16 protein-coding genes and 1 pseudogene are annotated in these 18,282 nt (G+C 71.6%); 12 read left to right on the plus strand and 5 right to left on the minus strand.

Annotated features, from left to right (window positions below):
* The first annotated feature begins 32 nt into the window (after nucleotides 1-32).
* The 4 genes from ABZ822_RS11445 to ABZ822_RS11460 all read left to right on the plus strand — a co-directional run bounded on the left by ABZ822_RS11445 (nucleotide 33) and on the right by ABZ822_RS11460 (nucleotide 2,641).
* Complete coding sequence (locus ABZ822_RS11445; RefSeq protein ID WP_360851410.1) at nucleotides 33-464, plus strand: GNAT family N-acetyltransferase; 432 nt, start codon at nucleotides 33-35, stop codon at nucleotides 462-464.
* Nucleotides 465-546: 82 nt separating this feature from the next.
* Nucleotides 547-1,947, plus strand: a complete 1,401-nt coding sequence (locus tag ABZ822_RS11450; protein ID WP_360850630.1) for a methyltransferase domain-containing protein — start codon at nucleotides 547-549, stop codon at nucleotides 1,945-1,947.
* 194 nt (nucleotides 1,948-2,141) lie between these two features.
* A complete protein-coding gene (locus ABZ822_RS11455; protein WP_360850633.1) occupies nucleotides 2,142-2,516 on the plus strand; it encodes a GntR family transcriptional regulator in 375 nt (124 codons plus the stop codon).
* Entirely contained in the window at nucleotides 2,513-2,641 is a 129-nt protein-coding gene (locus tag ABZ822_RS11460; protein ID WP_360850636.1) for a hypothetical protein, read from the plus strand. The genes ABZ822_RS11455 and ABZ822_RS11460 overlap by 4 nt, the downstream gene beginning before the upstream one ends.
* A gap of 29 nt (nucleotides 2,642-2,670) precedes the next feature.
* On the opposite strand, the pseudogene ABZ822_RS11465 reads toward ABZ822_RS11460, so the two are convergent.
* A pseudogene (locus tag ABZ822_RS11465) lies at nucleotides 2,671-3,759 on the minus strand (DUF5925 domain-containing protein); the annotation flags it as partial.
* 507 nt (nucleotides 3,760-4,266) lie between these two features.
* Here ABZ822_RS11465 and ABZ822_RS11470 point away from each other — a divergent pair.
* Nucleotides 4,267-4,893, plus strand: coding sequence for a GntR family transcriptional regulator (locus ABZ822_RS11470; protein WP_360850638.1), 627 nt, complete (start codon nucleotides 4,267-4,269; stop codon nucleotides 4,891-4,893).
* 50 nt (nucleotides 4,894-4,943) lie between these two features.
* Nucleotides 4,944-5,639 (plus strand): class I SAM-dependent methyltransferase, encoded by a 696-nt coding sequence (locus tag ABZ822_RS11475; protein WP_360851412.1) that lies wholly within the window; start codon nucleotides 4,944-4,946, stop codon nucleotides 5,637-5,639.
* Nucleotides 5,640-5,694: 55 nt separating this feature from the next.
* Here ABZ822_RS11475 and ABZ822_RS11480 read toward each other — a convergent pair whose 3' ends face one another.
* A complete protein-coding gene (locus ABZ822_RS11480; RefSeq protein ID WP_360850641.1) occupies nucleotides 5,695-6,501 on the minus strand; it encodes a carbon-nitrogen hydrolase family protein in 807 nt (268 codons plus the stop codon).
* A gap of 143 nt (nucleotides 6,502-6,644) precedes the next feature.
* Nucleotides 6,645-8,027 (minus strand): MFS transporter, encoded by a 1,383-nt coding sequence (locus tag ABZ822_RS11485; RefSeq protein WP_360850644.1) that lies wholly within the window; start codon nucleotides 8,025-8,027, stop codon nucleotides 6,645-6,647.
* A gap of 160 nt (nucleotides 8,028-8,187) precedes the next feature.
* Between ABZ822_RS11485 and ABZ822_RS11490 the strand changes: the two genes are divergently transcribed.
* On the plus strand, nucleotides 8,188-8,874 hold the full coding sequence (locus ABZ822_RS11490; RefSeq protein ID WP_360850647.1) for a DUF2848 domain-containing protein: 687 nt from the start codon (nucleotides 8,188-8,190) through the stop codon (nucleotides 8,872-8,874).
* A 263-nt stretch (nucleotides 8,875-9,137) separates the two neighbouring features.
* On the opposite strand, the gene ABZ822_RS11495 is transcribed toward ABZ822_RS11490, so the two are convergent.
* Nucleotides 9,138-10,349, minus strand: a complete 1,212-nt coding sequence (locus ABZ822_RS11495; RefSeq protein ID WP_360850650.1) for a S8 family peptidase — start codon at nucleotides 10,347-10,349, stop codon at nucleotides 9,138-9,140.
* Nucleotides 10,350-10,637: 288 nt separating this feature from the next.
* On the opposite strand from ABZ822_RS11495, the gene ABZ822_RS11500 reads away from it, so the two are divergent.
* The 5 genes from ABZ822_RS11500 to ABZ822_RS11520 all read left to right on the plus strand — a co-directional run bounded on the left by ABZ822_RS11500 (nucleotide 10,638) and on the right by ABZ822_RS11520 (nucleotide 16,932).
* Complete coding sequence (locus ABZ822_RS11500; RefSeq protein WP_360850653.1) at nucleotides 10,638-11,444, plus strand: SGNH/GDSL hydrolase family protein; 807 nt, start codon at nucleotides 10,638-10,640, stop codon at nucleotides 11,442-11,444.
* A gap of 236 nt (nucleotides 11,445-11,680) precedes the next feature.
* Nucleotides 11,681-12,403, plus strand: coding sequence for a GntR family transcriptional regulator (locus ABZ822_RS11505; protein ID WP_360850656.1), 723 nt, complete (start codon nucleotides 11,681-11,683; stop codon nucleotides 12,401-12,403).
* A 305-nt stretch (nucleotides 12,404-12,708) separates the two neighbouring features.
* Nucleotides 12,709-13,653: an NAD(P)-dependent oxidoreductase gene (locus ABZ822_RS11510; RefSeq protein ID WP_360850658.1), complete on the plus strand. Its 945-nt coding sequence runs from the start codon at nucleotides 12,709-12,711 to the stop codon at nucleotides 13,651-13,653.
* Nucleotides 13,654-14,048: 395 nt separating this feature from the next.
* Nucleotides 14,049-16,421 carry a collagenase gene (locus ABZ822_RS11515; RefSeq protein ID WP_360850661.1) on the plus strand — a complete coding sequence of 791 codons (2,373 nt, stop codon included), beginning with the start codon at nucleotides 14,049-14,051 and terminating at the stop codon, nucleotides 16,419-16,421.
* A 250-nt stretch (nucleotides 16,422-16,671) separates the two neighbouring features.
* Nucleotides 16,672-16,932, plus strand: coding sequence for a hypothetical protein (locus ABZ822_RS11520; RefSeq protein WP_360850664.1), 261 nt, complete (start codon nucleotides 16,672-16,674; stop codon nucleotides 16,930-16,932).
* Nucleotides 16,933-17,008: 76 nt separating this feature from the next.
* On the opposite strand, the gene ABZ822_RS11525 is transcribed toward ABZ822_RS11520, so the two are convergent.
* Nucleotides 17,009-18,214 carry a CaiB/BaiF CoA-transferase family protein gene (locus tag ABZ822_RS11525; protein ID WP_360850667.1) on the minus strand — a complete coding sequence of 402 codons (1,206 nt, stop codon included), beginning with the start codon at nucleotides 18,212-18,214 and terminating at the stop codon, nucleotides 17,009-17,011.
* Nucleotides 18,215-18,282: the final 68 nt, after the last annotated feature.

Here is an 18,282-nt window from a genome sequence, read left to right on the forward strand (position 1 = left end):
CGGTCGGCGACGGCCGGACCGCCGGGGAAGGCATCCGTTCCGCGACTCCGGACGACGCCCCCGCCGTACGGTCCGTCACCGAGGCCGCATACCACCCGTACGTCGGGCGGATCGGCGTCCGCCCCGCCCCCATGGACGCGGACGTCGAGGCCGACATCGCCGCGGGGCGGGTGTTCGTGACGGGCGATCCGGTCGTGGGCGTCCTCGTGCTCGCGCCGCAGGAGGACCACCTGCTGCTGGAGAGCGTCGCCGTCCGCCCGGAGGCGCACGGGCGTGGTGTCGGCGGGCGCCTGCTGGACTTCGCCGAGGCACACGCGCGCGAGCGCGGTCTGTCCGAAGTGCGGCTCCACACCCACGTGTTGATGACCGGGAACCAGCGGATCTACGAACGGCGCGGCTACGAGGAGACGGCGCGCGGGCAGACCGACCGCTACCGCCGGATCCACTATCGCAAGCGGGTGTGAGGGGGCGCCCGTCCCGCCGGGGTGCGGCCGCGTGACCGTGCCGGTCAGGCCGGTTGTCAGTGGCGGGTGCGACGATCCCGGTGTGAGCGATGACAGCGACCTGCAGGCGATGAGGACGGGAACGGCCGCGTACTGGGACGGGGCCGCCGACGCGTTCGACGACGAGCCGGACCACGGACTGCGCGATCCGGAGGTGCGCGCGGCCTGGGCCGGACGGCTGGCCGACTGGCTGCCGGACGAGCCGTCCGACGTCCTCGACCTCGGCTGCGGCACGGGCAGCCTGTCCCTCCTCGCGGCCGAAAGAGGCCACCGGGTCATGGCGGTCGACTTCTCACCCGCCATGGCCGCACGCGCGCGGCACAAACTCGCGGGCACGAGCGCGCGCGTCCTCGTCGGTGACGCGGCGCAACCGCCAGTGAAGGACGGGCGGTTCGACGCCGTCCTCGCGCGCCATGTGCTGTGGATGATGGACGATCCGGTGGCGGTGCTGCACCGCTGGGCAGGACTGCTGCGCCCGGGAGGACGGCTCGTCCTGATCGAGGGGCTCTGGGGCAGGACGGAGCCGGTCGGCATCCGGTCCACCGAACTCACCGCGCTCGTCGGGCGGTTGGGAGCACGCTTCAGCACCGAGCTGCTCTCCGGCGACCCCGTCCTGTGGGGGCGCCGGGTGGACGACGAGCGCTACGCGATGGTGGTGCACCCCGCAGCAGCACATGCGGACCGTACCGTTGCGGACACACATGCTCCCTCGGACTCACATAGTCCCTCGGACTCCAACGCTCCTTCGGACTCCGCGTCTCCGGACTCCGCGTCTCCGGACTCCGCGGGCACGCAGGACGCTCCGTCAGCCCCTGCTGCTGCCGCCGAACCCATCAGGCCCCACCGCCACAGGGAAGTCGTCGACGTCCATCTCATCCTGCGTCGCGGCGGCGAGGTGCTGCTCGGGCGGAGAGCCAACACCGGTTACGCGGACGGGCTGTTGCATGCCCCCTCCGGCCACGCCGAGGACGGGGAGGACGTGGTCCAGGCCATGATCCGCGAGGCGCGCGAGGAGACCGGACTCGACCTGGAGCCTGGCGACTTGAGAGTCGCGCTGGTGATGCAGCACCGCGCTCCGGCGGACAGCGCGCAGCCCCGTATGGGCTGGTTCTTCGAGGCGCGGTACGGAGCGGGCGGCGAGCCGGTCAACCGCGAGCCCGACAAGTGCTCGCAGCTCGACTGGTTCCCGCTGGACGCACTGCCGGACGACATGGTCGCGTACTGCAGGGCCGGGCTCGACGCGTACCGGGCGGGCGACCGCTTCGTCCTGCACTGGCACCGCCCCGGCGACTCGATCGCCTACGACCCGCGCCTCCCGGACCGCGCCACACCGCTGCGGGCCACGGAACCTCCTCAAGCCACCGAACCTCCGGAAGCCGGTGCGTCACTCCGGACCACCGCACCGCCCCGGGACACCCCTCGCATTCCGGCCACGGAGCGATAGGGGAGCCTCCGGCGCTCGTGTCGCCGATCCAGTGACGGACTTCGCCTTTTCGTGTGCCCCGGCGCGCTCGCACTCCCGCCGTCCCAGACAATGGGTGCGACAAAGCGCACCGCACATGATCAGCTCGACCCGAAGCCGGAGGGCAGCACCGCCGTTACGGCCTGCCCGGTCCGGACCCGTCCCGAGGAGCCCCCGTGAGCCTGAAGGTCACCGTCGTCAGTGACGCAGCCGACGCACCGTACGAGCAGGTCCGGGCCCAGATCGCGGACCAGGCGCGCTCGGGGGAGCTCCCGGTCGGCTACCGGCTTCCGACGGTGCGCGGGCTGGCCGAGCAACTCGGTCTCGCGGCCAACACCGTCGCCAAGGCGTACCGCGCGCTGGAGTCGGACGGAGTCATCGAGACGCGTGGCCGGAACGGGACGTTCATCGCCCCGGCCGGGGAGGCGGCCGAGCGCGAGGCCGCCGCGGCAGCCTCGGCCTACGCCCAGCGCGCCCGGCGCCTGGGCCTCGACCACGCCTCCGCGCGAGCGGCGGTCGACGAGGCGCTCCGCGCCACGTACGGCTCATGACGCGCGCCGTGGCCGACCCGCTCCGTGTGGCGACCTGGCGCCTGGAGGCCACGGGCGCCGCCGACCCCGCGCTGCTGCTCCGCGCGGGCCCGTACCTGACGTGCGCCGGACGACCTCGTACGTGACGCGTGCCGCGACGGCCGGTGCGTGTCGACTAGAGGTACAGCCCGGCGTCCTGGTCCGCGGGCTGGTGCGGGACCGACGCCGGGCCGGTGCCGCGGCGCAGTGCGAACAGCTCCGCCAGCGTCGCGCCGTCGCGCCCGATCGACTCCTTGCCGTCGTCGTCCTCGCCGAGCCAGTCGACCGCCTCGCGCCGGGTCAGCCGACCCACCTCGATCCGCGCGAGACAGCGGCCGGGACGCACGACGGCGGGGTGGAGCCGCTCCAGGTCCTCGTTGGTGGTGACGCCCACGAGGACGTTGCGCCCCTGGCCCAGCAGGCCGTCCGTGAGGTTGAGCAGCCGTGAAAGGGCCTGCCCCGCCGTGTGCTTGGCCTCGCCGCGGATCAGTTCGTCGCAGTCCTCGAGCAGCAGCAGCCGCCAGCGTCCCTTCGAGGAGCCGTCGTCCTCGCCGATCGCGATGTCCATCAGATAGCCGACGTCGCTGAACAGCCGCTCCGGGTCGAGTACGCAGTCGACCTGGCACCACTCGCGCCACGACCGCGCCAGCGTCCTGAGCGCCGAGGTCTTGCCCGTGCCGGGCGGGCCGTGCAGCAGGAGCAGCCGGCCCGCGATGTCGTCCGGTGTGACCTCCATCAGCCGGCCCATCGCCTCGGCCACCGGGGCCGTGTAGTTGGGCCGGATCTCGTCCCACGTCCCCGCGGAGATCTGACGGGTCGTACGGTGCGGGCCGCGCCGCGGCGACACGTACCAGAAGCCCATCGTCACGTTCTCCGGCTGCGGCTCCGGCTCGTCCTCGGCGTCGTCGACGCAGCGGTGCAGCACCTTCTCGGCCAGTTCCTCGTCGACCGCCGTGACCGTCACGTCCGCACCGCGGTTCCATCGCGACACCAGGACCGTCCAGCCGTCGCCCTCCGCGAGGAGCGCGCTGCGGTCGTCGTCGCGCGCCGAACGCAGCACCCTGGCACCCGGGGGCACCAGTGTCAGGCCCGGCTTCACGCGGTCGATGGAGGAGCTGCGGGACCAGGGCTGCTCGCCGGTCGCGAACCGGCCCAGGAACAGCGCGTCCACGACATCCGACGGCGAGTCGCTGTCGTCCATCGTCAGCCGGAGCGGCAGGCCGTCGGGGGCAGCGGCTGCACCCCGCGGGGCGGGGGCGCCGCCGTTGGGCGGGCCGTCCGCCCGGTCCGCGTGCGGGTCCGCGCCCTCGGCGACCGCGCCGTCGGTGACGTCTCCCTCGGCGACCACGCCGTCGGTGACGTCCACCTCGGCGACCGCGCCGTCCGTGAAGGCGCCCCCGCGGAGACCACTGCCGGGAAGAGCGCCGTCGGGAAGAACACCGTCGGTGAGGTCACCGTCCGGGAGAACGCCGTCGGGGAGAACACTGTCGGGCAGGGCCTGGAGGGCGTGCGGAGTCTCGGAAGCACGGTCCGGGGTGCTGTCGGGAGCGGGCAGGATCTTCCTCCTGTCGTCGAGGTACGGCCGGTCGGCACACATGCCGCTCATGATCCGGCACGAAACGGCCCTACGCATCCAGGTTTCCCGGCGTCTGCCCCGCAGTTCCCCCGAGGAACCGACCGCCACCCGTGGTAGCTTTCGTATACGAGCTGTATGCGATAACTGGGGGTTCCCGTGCAGTCCGGCCGTGAGAAGGCGTACACGTACCTCAAAGAGGTCGTGCTGGCCGACCCGGAGATGCAGGGCCGGTTCCTCACCGAGCAGGAGATCGCCGACCGGATCGGCGTCTCCCGCACCCCGATCCGCGAAGCGCTGCTGCTGCTCGCGGCGGAGGACCTCATCCAGCTCGTGCCCAAGCGCGGCGCCCACATCGCCCCGCTCTCCGGCCGGGAGATCACCGAGCTGATGGAGCTGCGCGGCATGGTCGAGCGCTACGCGGCGGAGCATGTGATCGGCAGCGGCGACGTGCCCGCCCGGGCCCTCACCGAGATCCTGGAACGCCAGAGCGCGCTCACCGGCCCCGGGCAGGGGCGGGAGTTCATCGCGGCCGACCATCTCTTCCACGCCACCCTGGTCGCCAGCGTGGGCAACGCTCTCCTCGACCGGCACTACGACGGGCTGCGCAGCCGTCAGATCCGCGTCGGTGTCGCCGCGCTCCACAACCAGCCGGGGCGGCAGGAGGCGGTGCTGGCCGAACACCGGGCGATCCTCGACGCGTTGGTCGCCGGAGACGCCGAGGCGGCGCGCACCGCCATCACCGGCCACCTCGACAGCACGCTCCGCGTCCTGCTCGCGGGCTAGGGTTTCCCGCCATGACGACGACCGACGCCATGGGATCGGATTCCTCACCGGTGACCGGGACTTCCGCGCATCTCCGGGAGACAGCCGATGCCTACGACGCCGTCGCCGTCCTCTACGCCGCATTGGTCCGCGACGCGCTCGACGGGCTTCCGCTTGACCGTGCCGTGCTCGCTGCGTTCGCCGAGCTGGTACGGGGGACCGATGCCGGACCGGCCACCGGTTCCGGAACGGCCGCTGGTTCCGGAACGGCCGCCGCTGCCGGACCCGTTGCCGAGCTGGGTTGCGGACCCGGGTGGGTGACCGCGCATCTGCGGGACCTCGGGCTGGAGGTCTTCGGCGTGGACCTGTCGCCGGTGATGATCGATCTGGCGCGCGAGGCGTACCCGGACGTGCGGTTCGAGGTGGGTTCCATGGACGCCCTCGACCTGGCCGACGGCGCGCTGAGCGGCATCGTGTCCTGGTACTCGGTGATCCACGCGCCGCCGCGGGACCTGCCCTCGTACTTCGCCGAGTTCCGGCGGGTCCTCGCCCCCGGCGGCGCCCTGCTGGTCGGATTCTTCGAGTCGGAGGGTGAGCCGGTCACGGCGTTCGACCACAAGGTGACGACGGCCTACCGGTGGCCGATCGACGACCTCGCGCGGCTGGCGGGCGACGCCGGGTTCGCCGAAGTGGGGCGGATGCTGCGCGAGCCGCAGGGCGAGGAACGGTTCCGGCGGGGGCATCTGCTGATGCGCGCAGAGGCGTAACAGGGGGAGCCGAACGGGCGCCGCGTTCGGCCCATGGAACGGCTCCCCACCCGCCCTACGGTCGGTCCAGTCGCCTGTTGGCGAGGACCGAGACCTTGCGGCGGACCGCTGCGACCTCGTCCGTGTCCACATCGGCGATCAGTAGCCCAGGGCCGGACTCCAGTTGTCCGCGCACCGTGCCGTCCGGGCCGGCGACCGTGCTGTATCCGATCCCGGTCGGTGCGGTCTTCCGCGACCCGCCCTCCTCCCCGGTGGGTACCGGTTCGGCCTGGTCCACCGCCGCGACCCAGAGTGTGGCGTCCAACGCCCGTGCGCGGACCAGGAGTTCCCACTGCTCCCGCTTGCCCGGTCCCGCGCCCCACGAGGCGGGGAGCAGCGACAGCAGCGCCCCGGCGTCCGCGTGCGCCCGGAAGAGTTCGGGGAAGCGGACGTCGTAGCAGGTGGCCAGCCCGATCCGGACGCCCTCGACATCGATGGTCACCACCTCGGTCCCCGGCGCCACGGTGTCCGACTCGGCGAAGCCGAAGGCGTCGTAGAGGTGGATCTTGTCGTAGGACGCTTCCACTCCGGGGCCGGTGGCCAGCAGGGTGTTGGTCACCCGGCCGTCGGGGGAGGGGGTGAACATCCCCGCCACCACGACGATCCCGGTCTCCTTCGCGATGGCCCGGACCTCGTTCGCCCAGGGGCCGTCGAGCGGTTCGGCCACCGGTCCCAGCGGCACCCCGAAGCAGGCCATTGTCGCCTCGGGGAAGACCACGAGACGGGCACCGGACTCCGCGGCCAGGTGCGCTTCCTCGCGCACCGTCACGAGGTTGCGCTCGGGGCGCGGATCCGCGGTGATCTGACTGAGCGCGATGCGCATCACGCTTCCGCCTTTCTGCTCACGTGCCGTTCACGGCTGTCGGGACGACGTACGGGTACGGGTCCGGCGCGACACATGGTCGCCGGGGGGTCGGCGCCGGGTACCACCGGTGCACCACTGGGCCCGGGTCAACGGCCCGCCCCCTACCACGTGACCTCGGCCGCATGCCGCTGCCCGGCCTCGCGCTCCAGTTCCTCGTCCTCGGTCGGATCGCCGTCGCGGCCCAGGCGGATCCCGACGACGGTGAGCACCGCCGTGACGGCGATGTAGACCGCGAGCGGAACCCAGGAGTCGTACGCGCCGAGCAGTGCGGTGAACAATACGGGGGCGACCGCGCCGCCGATCAGGCCCGCCAGGGTGTAGGCGAGCGAGGAGCCGGTGTAGCGGAGCCGGGGCGTGAACTGCTCGGCGATGAAGGCGGCCTGGGGCCCGTACATCAGCGAGTGGATCGCGAGGGCCCCGACCACGCCGAGGGTGAGCAGCAGCCAGCTGCTGCCGTCGACGACCGCGAAGAACAGGAACGGCCAGACGGCGGCGGCGACGGCGGAACAGCCGTACACCAGGCGCCGGTTGACCCGGTCGGACAGCGCTCCGGCCAGCGGGATGAGGACGATCTGCAGCGCGGAACCGATGAGGACGGCGCTGAGCGCGGACGCGCGGGACATGCCCAGCTCGCCGGTGGCGTAGGTGAGGACGAACACCGTGAACATCGCGTACAGCACGTCGGGTGCCACACGGCTGAGGATCGCCGCGCTCAGCGCCCTCGGCTGGGTGACGAAGACGTCGCGGATCGGCGCCTGCGGCCGGTCCTGGGTCGCCTCGATCGCCTTGAACACCGGGGTCTCCTCCAGCTTCACGCGGATCCAGAGGCCGAAGACCACCAGGAGGCCGGAGAGCAGGAACGCCACGCGCCAGCCCCAGGAGAGGAACTGGTCCTCGGTGAGCAGGGCGCCGAGCGCCGCGAGGACGCCGTTGGCGAGGAGATTGCCCGCGGGCGGTCCGACCTGGGCGGCCGAGGCGTAGAAGCCGCGGCGGTGCAGGTCGGCGAACTCGCTGGAGAGCAGCACGGCCCCGCCCCACTCGCCGCCGACGCCGACGCCCTGGGCGAAGCGCAGGAGCACGAGGCCGATGGGGGCGGCGACGCCCACCGTGGCGTACGTCGGGAGCAGGCCGATGAGGAGCGTCGCGATGCCGATCAGGACGAGGGTGGAGATCAGCACCCGCTTGCGGCCGATCACGTCGCCGAGGCGGCCGAAGACGAACCCGCCGAGCGGTCGTGACACATAGCCGACCGCATAGGTGGAGAACGCCAGGAGCGTGCCCGTGAGCGGGTCGCTCGAGGGGAAGAAGAGGTCGCCGAAGACCAGGGCCGCGGCGGCCGAGTAGACCGCGAAGTCGTACCACTCCAGCGATGTTCCGGTGAGGCTCGCGAAGAAGGCGCGGCGGGCCGCGCGGGGGTGAGGAGCGGACTGGTCCGCGGTCCGGCCGCCGGGGGACTTCTGCGGCCGGGGGGCTGAGCTGTGCATGGTTCCCATCCCTGTCCGGGGCGCGTTCAACTATTGGCATACTTGCTGTATACCAGTCGTATGCGCAATCCCCCGCGCGGGAATTTCGACGCTGAGAGAACCGGCGAATACGAAGAAAAATGGACGTAACGCCGACCGGTGTCCGTGGTCTGGAGGGCCGATGAACACACTGATCTTTGAACTGCCCGACGGCTCGACCCGGAGCGTGGACGTGGTGCAGGTGCTGAACGCGGGCTACGCGGGGCGCAGCCAGGAGGACGTCGCGGCGCATGTGGAGGAGCTGGCCGCACTCGGGGTCCCGGCCCCGTCGACCACTCCGGCTCTCTACCCCGTGTCGCCGTACCTCGCTCAGCAGACGGGTTGGGTCGGCGTCCAGCACGGCCGTACCTCGGGCGAGGCCGAGTGGGCGCTGATCGTCGCGGAGGACGGCGAACTGCTGCTCACCGCGGCCTGCGACCACACGGACCGCGACCTGGAGGTCCACGGTGTCGCGTGGAGCAAGAACGCCGGGCCGGACGTGCTGTCCACCCGGGCCTGGCGGCTGGAGGACGTACGGACGCGCCTCGACGCGTTCACGCTCCGCGCGTGGGTGGTGCACGGGGGCGAGGAGCGGGAGATCCAGAACGGGACCGCGGGTGAACTGCTGCCGCCGGACTACTGGGTCGACCTGCTCGTCGAGCGGGGCGATCTGGTCCCCGGCACGGTGCTGATCTCCGGCACGATCCCGATGGCCGAAGGCGTCGACCAGTTCGGGGACGGCTGGCGGGTGGAGCTGGGCGACCCGGCGACGGGCGACACGATCGGGCTCGCCTACGCGGTGGTGCCCATGGCCGAACCGATCGGCTGAGCCGGGCCGTTGGGCTGCGATGCAGTCGAGCCGGGTGCGTGCTCAGGCGCATCTGGCGCACCCGCGGGCGAGCCCGTCGCGCGCGTCCGTACGGGAACGGCCAACGTCCGTACGGGAACGGCCACGTCCGTACGGGAACGGTCGACGTCCGTACGCGAACAGCCAACGTCCGTACGGGAACCCGCCGTGGACCGTCGATCGCCGGTCCACGGCGGGGTCGGACGTCACGCGTCACACGGTCGTGCGCGCGGTCCGCCCGAAGATCACTCCACGATCTTCAGCAGCTTGTTGGGCGAGCCGCTGCCCGGGTCGGTCACGACATCGGGGGTGGCCCCGTCGCTCAGGGCCTGGGCGACCTCGGCGGGCGTCGCGCTCGTGTGCCCCGCGAGGTAGACCGCCGCCGCGCCCGCGACGTGCGGACTGGCCATCGACGTACCCGAGATGGTGTTGGTGGCGTCGTCCGTGGAGTTCCACGCACCGGTGATGTCCGAGCCCGGGGCGAAGATGTCCAGGCGCGCACCGGTGTTGGAGAAGTACGAGCGCCCGTCCGCGTTGGTCGTCGAGCCGACCGTGATCGCCTCGGGAACCCGCGCGGGGGAGAAGCTGTCGGCGTCGGCGCTCGAATTCCCCGCCGCCACCGCGTAGGTGACACCACTGGCGATGGAGTTCTTGACGGCCGTGTCCAGGGCCTCGTCGGCGCCGCCGCCGAGCGACATGTTGGCCACCGACGGTCCGCTGTGGTTCTGCGTCACCCAGTCGATGCCCGCGACGACGCCCGCCGTGGTGCCCGAGCCCTGGTCGTTGAGCACGCGTACCGCCACGACCTTCGCGCTCTTCGCCACACCGTGCGCGGTGCCCGCCGCCGTGGAGGCGACGTGCGTGCCGTGGCCGTGCCCGTCCTGCGCGGTGTTGTCGTTGTCCACCGCGTCGTAGCCGTCCGCGGCCCGCCCGCCGAAGTCGGAGTGGCTGATGCGGACGCCGGTGTCGATGACGTAGACCGTGGTGCCGCTGCCCGCGCTGTCGGGATAGGTGTACTTCTGGTCGAGCGGCAGAGCCGCCTGGTCGATACGGTCGAGGCCCCAGGACGGCGGGTTGTCCTGGGTCGCGTCGATACTGACTCTCCTGTCCTGGTAGACCTTCGCCACCGCCGGATCGGCGGCGAGCCGCCGCGCCTCGGCCGCGTCGAGGCTGACCGCGTAGCCGTTGAGCGCGGCGCGGTAGGTGCGCTGGACCGTGCCGCCGTAGGCGGCCACCAGCTTCTTGCCTTCCGCGGACGCGGACTTGAGGCCGCTGCCCGGCTTCAGCGTGACGATGTAGCTGCCCTTGACGGCGTCGGAGGCGCCGGCGCCGACGACCGTGCCGTCCGCGGGTGCGGCGCCGGCGGGAAGTGCGGTGAGTCCGCCGAGAAGCGTGGCTGCCGCCGCCACGGTGATCGCTGTGGTGATCCTGCCCGAGGTGGTACGCATCGCTGCCATTGCGGGGGTTCCTCCTCATGGGTGGCGCGCTGTGGTGCGTGCGCGCATGTGGGGGGAGCGCACGGGGAGTTCGTGCGCGAGAGGCCCGAACGTGGGTGCGTGCTGGGGCCTTTCTGAAGAGTCCACGCTCTCCCTCGAAGGAACAAGAGTTCTGACGTGATGTCATATGCACGTCAAGGTTCGCGTGTCACATATAGGGGCTCATCGTCAGTTTTGACATGAACACTTCCGGCACTGCCCGGCCGCTGCTACGACAGATGTGGCAGAGGTCCTGCTAAGGGAGGTTCCATGAAACTGTCCCGCATTGCGGCAGTGATGTCCGCAACCCTTCTCACCGCAGCGCTCGCCCTGACCGGGGCGGGCGCCTCTCATGCGGCCCAACAGACCGCCGCGCCCCACTACGTGGCCCTGGGCGACTCCTACTCCTCCGGCGTCGGAGCCGGGAGCTACGACTCCGGGAGCGGCAACTGCAAGCGCAGCACCAAGGCGTACCCCGCGCTCTGGGCCGCCGCCCATTCACCCGCGTCGTTCAGTTTCACCGCGTGCTCGGGGGCCCGTACGGGTGATGTTCTCGCCGGTCAGCTCGGCCCCCTCAACTCCTCCACCGGCCTGGTCTCCCTCTCCATCGGCGGGAACGACGCGGGCTTCGTCGACGTCATGACCACCTGCGTCCTCAGTTCCGAGAGCACCTGCCTGCAGCGCGTGCAGGAGGCGCGCTCCTACGTCGCCACAACACTGCCGGGCAAGCTCGACCAGGTCTACACGGCCATCGCGAGCCGGGCCCCCAACGCCCATGTCGTCGTCCTCGGTTACCCCCGCCTCTACAAACTGGGCGGCTCCTGCATCGCCGGGCTCAGCGAGAAGGAGCGGTCCGCGCTCAACGCCGCGTCCGACGACATCAACGCCACGACCGCCAAGCGCGCCGCCGACCACGGCTTCACCTTCGGCGATGTGACCACCACCTTCGGCGGTCACGAGATCTGCTCCAGCGACTCCTGGATCCACAGCGTGACCTGGCCCATCGAGAACTCCTACCACCCCAAGGCCGCGGGACAGTCCGGCGGTTACCTGCCCGTGTTCGCGTCGGCGGCCTGACCGGCCGCACACGCGTACGGCACCTGCGGTTCGTACGGTTCCACGGCTCGTGTGTACGGCGGGTGCGCGATCGGGTCGAGCGCCCCCCCCGGACCACCGCCCTGCCCCACCTCCGGAGCATCGCGAGGAGGCCCCGTCCGCCGGGGTCTCCTCGCCCTGGTCACAGGGGAGTTCGGGGCCGCCGGGGAAACGTCACATTGTACGCTGGGGGCTCCGCAGAGCATCGGAGGACCGCGATGGACGCCCTGCAGCAGCGCAACCCGATCACCGCTCAGGAGCGGCTCCGCGACCAGGTCGCCCATGCCCTGCGCGCCGCCCTCATCGCGGGCGAACTCCGGCCCGGAACCGTGTACTCGGCCCCCGGCCTCGCCGCCGACTTCGGCGTCTCCGCCACCCCGGTGCGCGAGGCGATGCTCGATCTCGCCCGCGAGGGCCTGGTCGAGCCGGTGCGGAACAAGGGTTTCCGTATCACCGAGGTGAGCGAGCGGGACCTGGACCAGTACACGGAGATCCGTGCCCTGATCGAGGTGCCGATGGCCGGCCGGGTGGCCGGGACCGCGACCCGCGAGCAGCTCGAGGAACTCAGGCCCGTCGCCCAGGAGATCGTCGACGCCGCGCGCAAGCACGACCTCATCGGCTATCTGGAGGCCGATCGGCGGTTCCATCTCGGCCTGCTGGGGCTGACCGGCAACCACCGGCTCGTCGACGTCGTCGGCGATCTGCGCAAGCGCTCCCGTCTCTACGGTCTCAACCGCCTCGACGAGCGGGACGAGTTGCTGCCGTCGGCCGAGGAACACCTCGAACTGCTCGACCTCATGCTGGACGGCGACGCCGAAGGAGCCGAGGCGTGCATGGCGCGCCACCTCGGGCATGTCCGCTCGCTCTGGGCGCGGGCCCGCGACGAACCCGTGGAGCCTCGCCCGCGGCTGCGGTTGGGCGCGCCCGCGACCGCCCGCTGACACCGTACGAACGCCGCGACACCGCCCCGTCCCGCTGGCTCACGCAGCGTGCCGCTGCGGTCACTCCTGGACGCGGTGGCCGCACCCCGCGACGGCGAAGATCGCCGACCCGTAGCCGCTGACCTGCGCCGACCGAATCGAAGGGGACGAGGTGTCGGGGTCGGGCCCCGCCTGGGCACTCGAAACCCGGGACGTCCCGTGGCGATGTCACATCGGCGACGTCGGTGTCCGTCGCAGGGGCAGAAGCGCAGCGCGCGCACGGCGGAAGCGGGGACGCGGACGCCGGTACGCGGAAGGAGGCCACCATGAAGGTTCTTGTCACCGGCGCCACGGGCGCCATCGGCGTGCAGCTCGTACCCCAGCTCGTCGAAGCAGGCCACACGGTCGTCGGCACCACCACTGCCGAGGCGAAGACCGCCGGGCTGCGCGAGGCCGGGGCGGAACCGCTCGTGCTGGACGTACTGGACGCGGACGCGGTGCGGGAGGCGGTGGACCGGGTCCGGCCCGAGGTGATCATCCACGAGGCCACCGCACTGGCCGGGAATCTGGACCTCCGCAAGCTCGACCAGTCCTTCGCGCTCACCAACCGGCTGCGTACGGAGGGCACCGGCAACATCCTGGCCGCGGCGACGGCGGCCGGGGTACGGCGCGTCATCGCGCAGAGCTTCGCGGGAGTCGTCTACGCCCGCACCGGAGGTCCGATCAAGACGGAGGAGGACCCGATCGACCCGACACCGGTACCGGGCAGCGAGCAGACGGTGGCCGCGATCCGGCATCTGGAGGAGGCCGTGACCTCGGCTCCCGGAATCGAGGGCGTCGTGCTGCGGTACGGCGGCTTCTACGGCCCCGGCACCTCGCTCGGGCCCGGAGGCGTGCAGGTCGAGATGGTCCGCAAGCGGCAGTTCCCGGTGATCGGCGACGGGGGCGGGATCTGGTCGCTGATCCATATCGCGGACGCGGCCCGCGCCACCGTGGCGGCCGTCGATCACGGCGCCCCGGGCATCTACAACATCGTGGACGACGACCCTGCCAGGACATCCGAGTGGATCCCGTTCCTGGCCCAGCTGCTGGGGGCGAAGCCACCGATGCGCGTCCCGCGCCTGCTGGGCGTCCTGCTGGCCGGCAAGTTCGGCACCGCGCTGGCGACCGAGGCGCGCGGCGCATCCAACGCGAAAGCGAAGCAGGACCTCGACTGGAAGCCGCAGCACGCGTCGTGGCGGGACGGCTTCACGGAGATGCTGCGGGGGTGATCCAGGCCCCTGTGGGCGGGGGCCCGGGGGTGATACCGAACGCCGCGATGTCCGACGGGAGTTGAGCCGCAGAAGGCGCGGTGACACCGGGCACCGGAACCTGACTCCGGGCCGAGGGCAGCCGTCACCGCTCTGCCCCACCCGGTGCGGCTCCTCCTGCGAGCTGACCGTGCGGCTCACGTGCACGTGCTGCCGGGGGACCCCTTCGCTCACTTGCGCATCCGACCGACCGTAACTCGCCCCAGACGTACGGCAGTTCGTACCGAGTGCTGCCTGAAGCCTTGTCAGTGCAATTTCACATTACTATGTTACGTGCCACACCTCGGGGCGGAGAGCCCAGCAATGCCCCGTCAACTCCCCACACCTCCCTGGAGATTCAGGTGTCGCACTCGCGTATGCCACGCAGAATCCTGCTGGCCACGACCCTTGTCACCGCACTGACGACCGGCTTCCTCCTCCCGGTCGCCCAGACCTCACAGGCCGTCACCCCGCAGGCTCGCCCGCGGACCGGCCCTCAGGAACCGTCGCGGACCGCACCCGGCGATGCCGGCGGACGGACGGGAGCCCCTGACACCGGAGCCCCCGGCGCCAACCGGTTCGACGAAGTCGAACGCCTCGCCAAGGCCCCCGGAACCAGCGCCCGTTCAGCCCCCGCCCCCAGCGGCATCACCGAGAAGGGCCGCATCCCCGGCCCGCGGACACCGAAGACACCCAAGGGCGCCGCACACGCCGCGTCGGCCGTCGCGCCCTGCACCCTCGACGGCATCACCGGGCTCGGCCCCGAACAGCTCGCCGACTTCCTCGCCGATCCCGCCGTCACCGCCGACGGCTGTCTCCGCGACCTCATCTGGACCTGGGACGCGCGGCTCGCGCCCGTCATGTCCGACGCCCACGTCCAGGCCGTCGCACGCCGCATCTCCACGCTCGCCCCGGCCCACAACGGGAAGAACGGCAGCCACCTGTACGAGATGTTCACCTATCTCCACGCGGTGGCCTACCACGACTTCTCACGCGACGAGATCGACGTCACGGACCCGCCAACCGTCGACGCGATGCGCAAGGCGGTGCAGGCATTCGGGACCGCCGCCCGGACCTTCGACGTGACGCGCACCAACGCCGACACCCTGCGCGAGGCGCTCTACGCCGCCAGCTCGCCCGGGCTGCGCCAGCACCAACTCGCCCTGATCAAAAAGGTGCTGGCCACCATGGACAGCTACCACACCGACACCAACCGGGACCCGGCGTGGGCCGGCGCCGCTCTGGCCGGGCTCTCCGTCAACTACCTGGGCGTCTACCCGGGCAACAACGACACGGCCTTCCACACCGCCGTCGCGGGCGACGCCTCGTACCGCGGCGCCTTCAAGGCGTTCGCCGGCTACACCCACCTCAAGGGCACCGACAACGCCTGGGTGGTGCGCGACGCGCTGGGCGAGTACGGCCGCTTCGGCCAGGTCGAGGCGCTGAAGGACGGTGTCGTCCGCGACCTCGGCCCCCTCCTGGCCGCGGCGAAGCGGAACTTCGGCGAGGGCAGCGAGCCGTGGGGGAAGGTCGTCTCCTGGCTCATCTTCTTCGAGGCCTGCAAGCCGTACAGCGTGTGCAAGGAGGACATCGAGAAGCGGATCTTCCCGCACACCTACGTCTACGACAACGGCGCCATCAAGGTCCGCACCGCCCTCGACCGGGCCACCGTCGACCAGCTCTACTACGCGAGCAAGCAGGTCAAGGCGCAGTTCCACCGCGTCGTCGGCAGCCAGGAGCCGCTGGCCGGCGACACCAACACCACCCTCACCATCGTGCTGTACGCCTCCCGCAAGGACTACGAGATCTACCAGCCGCTGCTCACCGGGCTGAGCACCGAGAACGGCGGCATGTACATCGAGCGCGGCGCGACCTTCTACACCTATCAGCGGCGCGTGCCCCAGGACTCCAGCCTCACCCTGGAGGAGCTGTTCCGCCACGAGTACGTGCACTACCTCAACGGCCGTTTCGCCGTACCCGGCTACTTCGGCGAGGGGCCCTGGTACACCGGCGACCGCACCACCGCGATGGACGAGGGCACCGCCGAGTTCTTCGACGGCTCCACCCGCGAAGACGGCATAGCCGTCCGCAAGTCCCTGGTGCGCAGCATCATCGAGGACACCGCGGACGGCGGCCCGCGCATGACGGTCGACCAGCTCCTGCACGCCACCTACGACGGGGACGGCTTCCGCTTCTACGCCTACGCCGGCACGTTCTACGAGTTCGTCTGGCGCGAACACCCCTCGCTGCTCCAGGAGATGTACCGCCACCTGCGCGCGGACGACCCCACGGCCTTCGACGCCTGGCGCGACCGTCTCGGCCGGGACGCCGCCCTGCAGCAGGGCTACGACGCCTTCCTCGACGAGCACATCCCCAAGGTCGACGACCTCTTCGTCCCGGACACCCGTTTCATCCCGAACGACGCGCTGCGCTTCGCCCGCCCCGACGAGGTCCGGACGGCCTTCGCCGCCGCGACCGCGAACACCCCCGTCTGCAAGGACGACAGCGGCGCGGACAAGCCCCGCTTCACCTGTACGGGCCGGATCACCGCCAACCTCTCCGACTCGGGCGATCCGAGTCAGGTCTTCACGGACATGTCCGAAACCGTGGACCACTTCATCCTCGACCGCACCAGACCATCGGCAACCAACTTCGAGGACATGAACTGCTCCTTCGGGCCCGTTGAGATCTGGGACACAGGGAAGGCCGGCAGTTCCGCCTTCAGCTGCGAGGGGCCGCTGCGCCGCTGAGCCGCCGCGTGCGCCCGTCCTCGTGACGGTGCCCCGGAGCGGGGCCCTCTCTCACAAGGGCAGGGCCCCGCTCGACCGTGCATGATCGGGTCCGCGCCGAACTGGTCGTTCCCGTACGGCGGTTCGGTCCTGAAGCGTCAACACCCTTGCCGGGAAGGTGAATCCGTGCGCCGTGGATGCGCGGGTGACGTGACGGGACGGTAGGGTTAATCTGCCCGGGCCGGGTGCCCTCGTTTGGGTGGGGAGTCTCATGGAACAGATAGCAATGCACAGCAGGGCCCGCGTACCTGCGATCAAATGCGGAAGCAGCGCGTCCAGTACGCGTCTCGACCGCCATCTCGCCGTGCTGTCCGGCCCTGCCGTGCCGCAGCGCGAGGCGGAGGAAGCCACGCTGCTGATGCGCGAGATAGCGTCGCACGACGTGCAGCGCTCCCGGACGAGCCGGAGTGCGCGGGTGAAGCTGTTCGCGCCGCTGCGCCGGCTGCGCCGCTCGCTGTTCGGCAACCACTGACGCTCTTCGCTCCCCACCCAGGCCGCCGGCAGCCGTACCCGTCGGCCTGGGTCCCGCGGTGGTCGCCCCGAGGCCCTCAGGCGACCACACCGTCCCGGCGCAGCGCGCTGACCTGAGCGTCCGTCATCCCCAGGGCGCGCAGCAGCGCGTCGGTGTGCTCCCCGAGGCCCGGCACGCCACCCTCTCGCGGATCCTCACCCCCGGGCAGGGTGATCGGCGGCACCAGCGTCTTCAGCGGCCCCGCCGGTGATCCCGTCTCCTGCCACCGGTTCCGGGCGGCGAGCTGCGGATGCCCGGCCAGTTCCGCCACCCCGTTCAGCCGGGCGCAGGCGATGCCCGCCCGTTCCAGCCGTCCGATCGCCTCCTGGGCCGTCAGCCGGGCCAGTGCCTCCCCGACGGCCGCGTCCGTCCCCGACCGGTTGCGGGTGCGGGCCACATTGGTCGCGAAGTCCGGATGCTCCGCCAATTCCGGCCGCTCCAGCACCTGTTGCGCCAGGCGGGCCCACTCGCGGTCGTTCTGCACCGACAGCAGCACCAGCGGTCCGTCCGCCGTCGGATAGGCGTCGTACGGGGCGATGACGGCGTGCGCCACCCCCGTACGCGCGGGCGGGCGGCCCCCGTACATCCCGAAGTACAGCGGATGGCCCATCCATTCGGCGAGCGCGTCGAACATCGAGACCTCGACCGGGCCGCCGCGGCCGGTGGTGCCGCGCCGCAGCAGCGCCGCGAGCACCCCGGAGAAGGCGTACATCGCCGCGGCGATGTCGGCGGCCGGGATCCCCGCCTTGACGGGCTGCTCGGGCGTTCCGGTGACCGACACGAGCCCGGCCTCGCACTGCACGAGCATGTCGTACGCCCGCTTGTGCGCGTAGGGGCCGTCGGGCCCGTAGCCGGAGACGTCGACGGCGACGAGCCGGGGGTGGCGGGCGCAGAGCGAGGCCGCGTCCAGACCGAGCCGGGCCGCCGCGCCCTGGGCGAGGTTCTGCACGAAGGCGTCGGCATCAGCGAGAAGGCTGCGGAGGATGTTCAGGCCGCGCTCGTCCTTGAGGTCGAGCGCGATCGACTCCTTGCCGCGGTTGGCCCACACGAAGTGCGAGGCGAGTCCGTGCACGGCGGTGTCGTAGGCCCGCGCGAAGTCACCGCCGTCCGGCCGTTCCACCTTGATCACCCTGGCCCCCAGGTCGGCGAGCTGCCGGGTGGCGAACGGGGCGGAGACGGCCTGTTCGACGGCGACGACGGTGATCCCGTCCAGGGGGAGCGGCTGGGGCGCGGTGTTGTTCATGACCACGGTCCTACCCTTTCGGGCCCCGCGCCCGCCACGGGGCACCGCCCGGCGCGGCGGCCGGCCGG

The sequence above is a fragment of the Streptomyces sp. NPDC047108 genome (genome assembly GCF_040643575.1).
GTDB lineage: Bacteria > Actinomycetota > Actinomycetes > Streptomycetales > Streptomycetaceae > Streptomyces.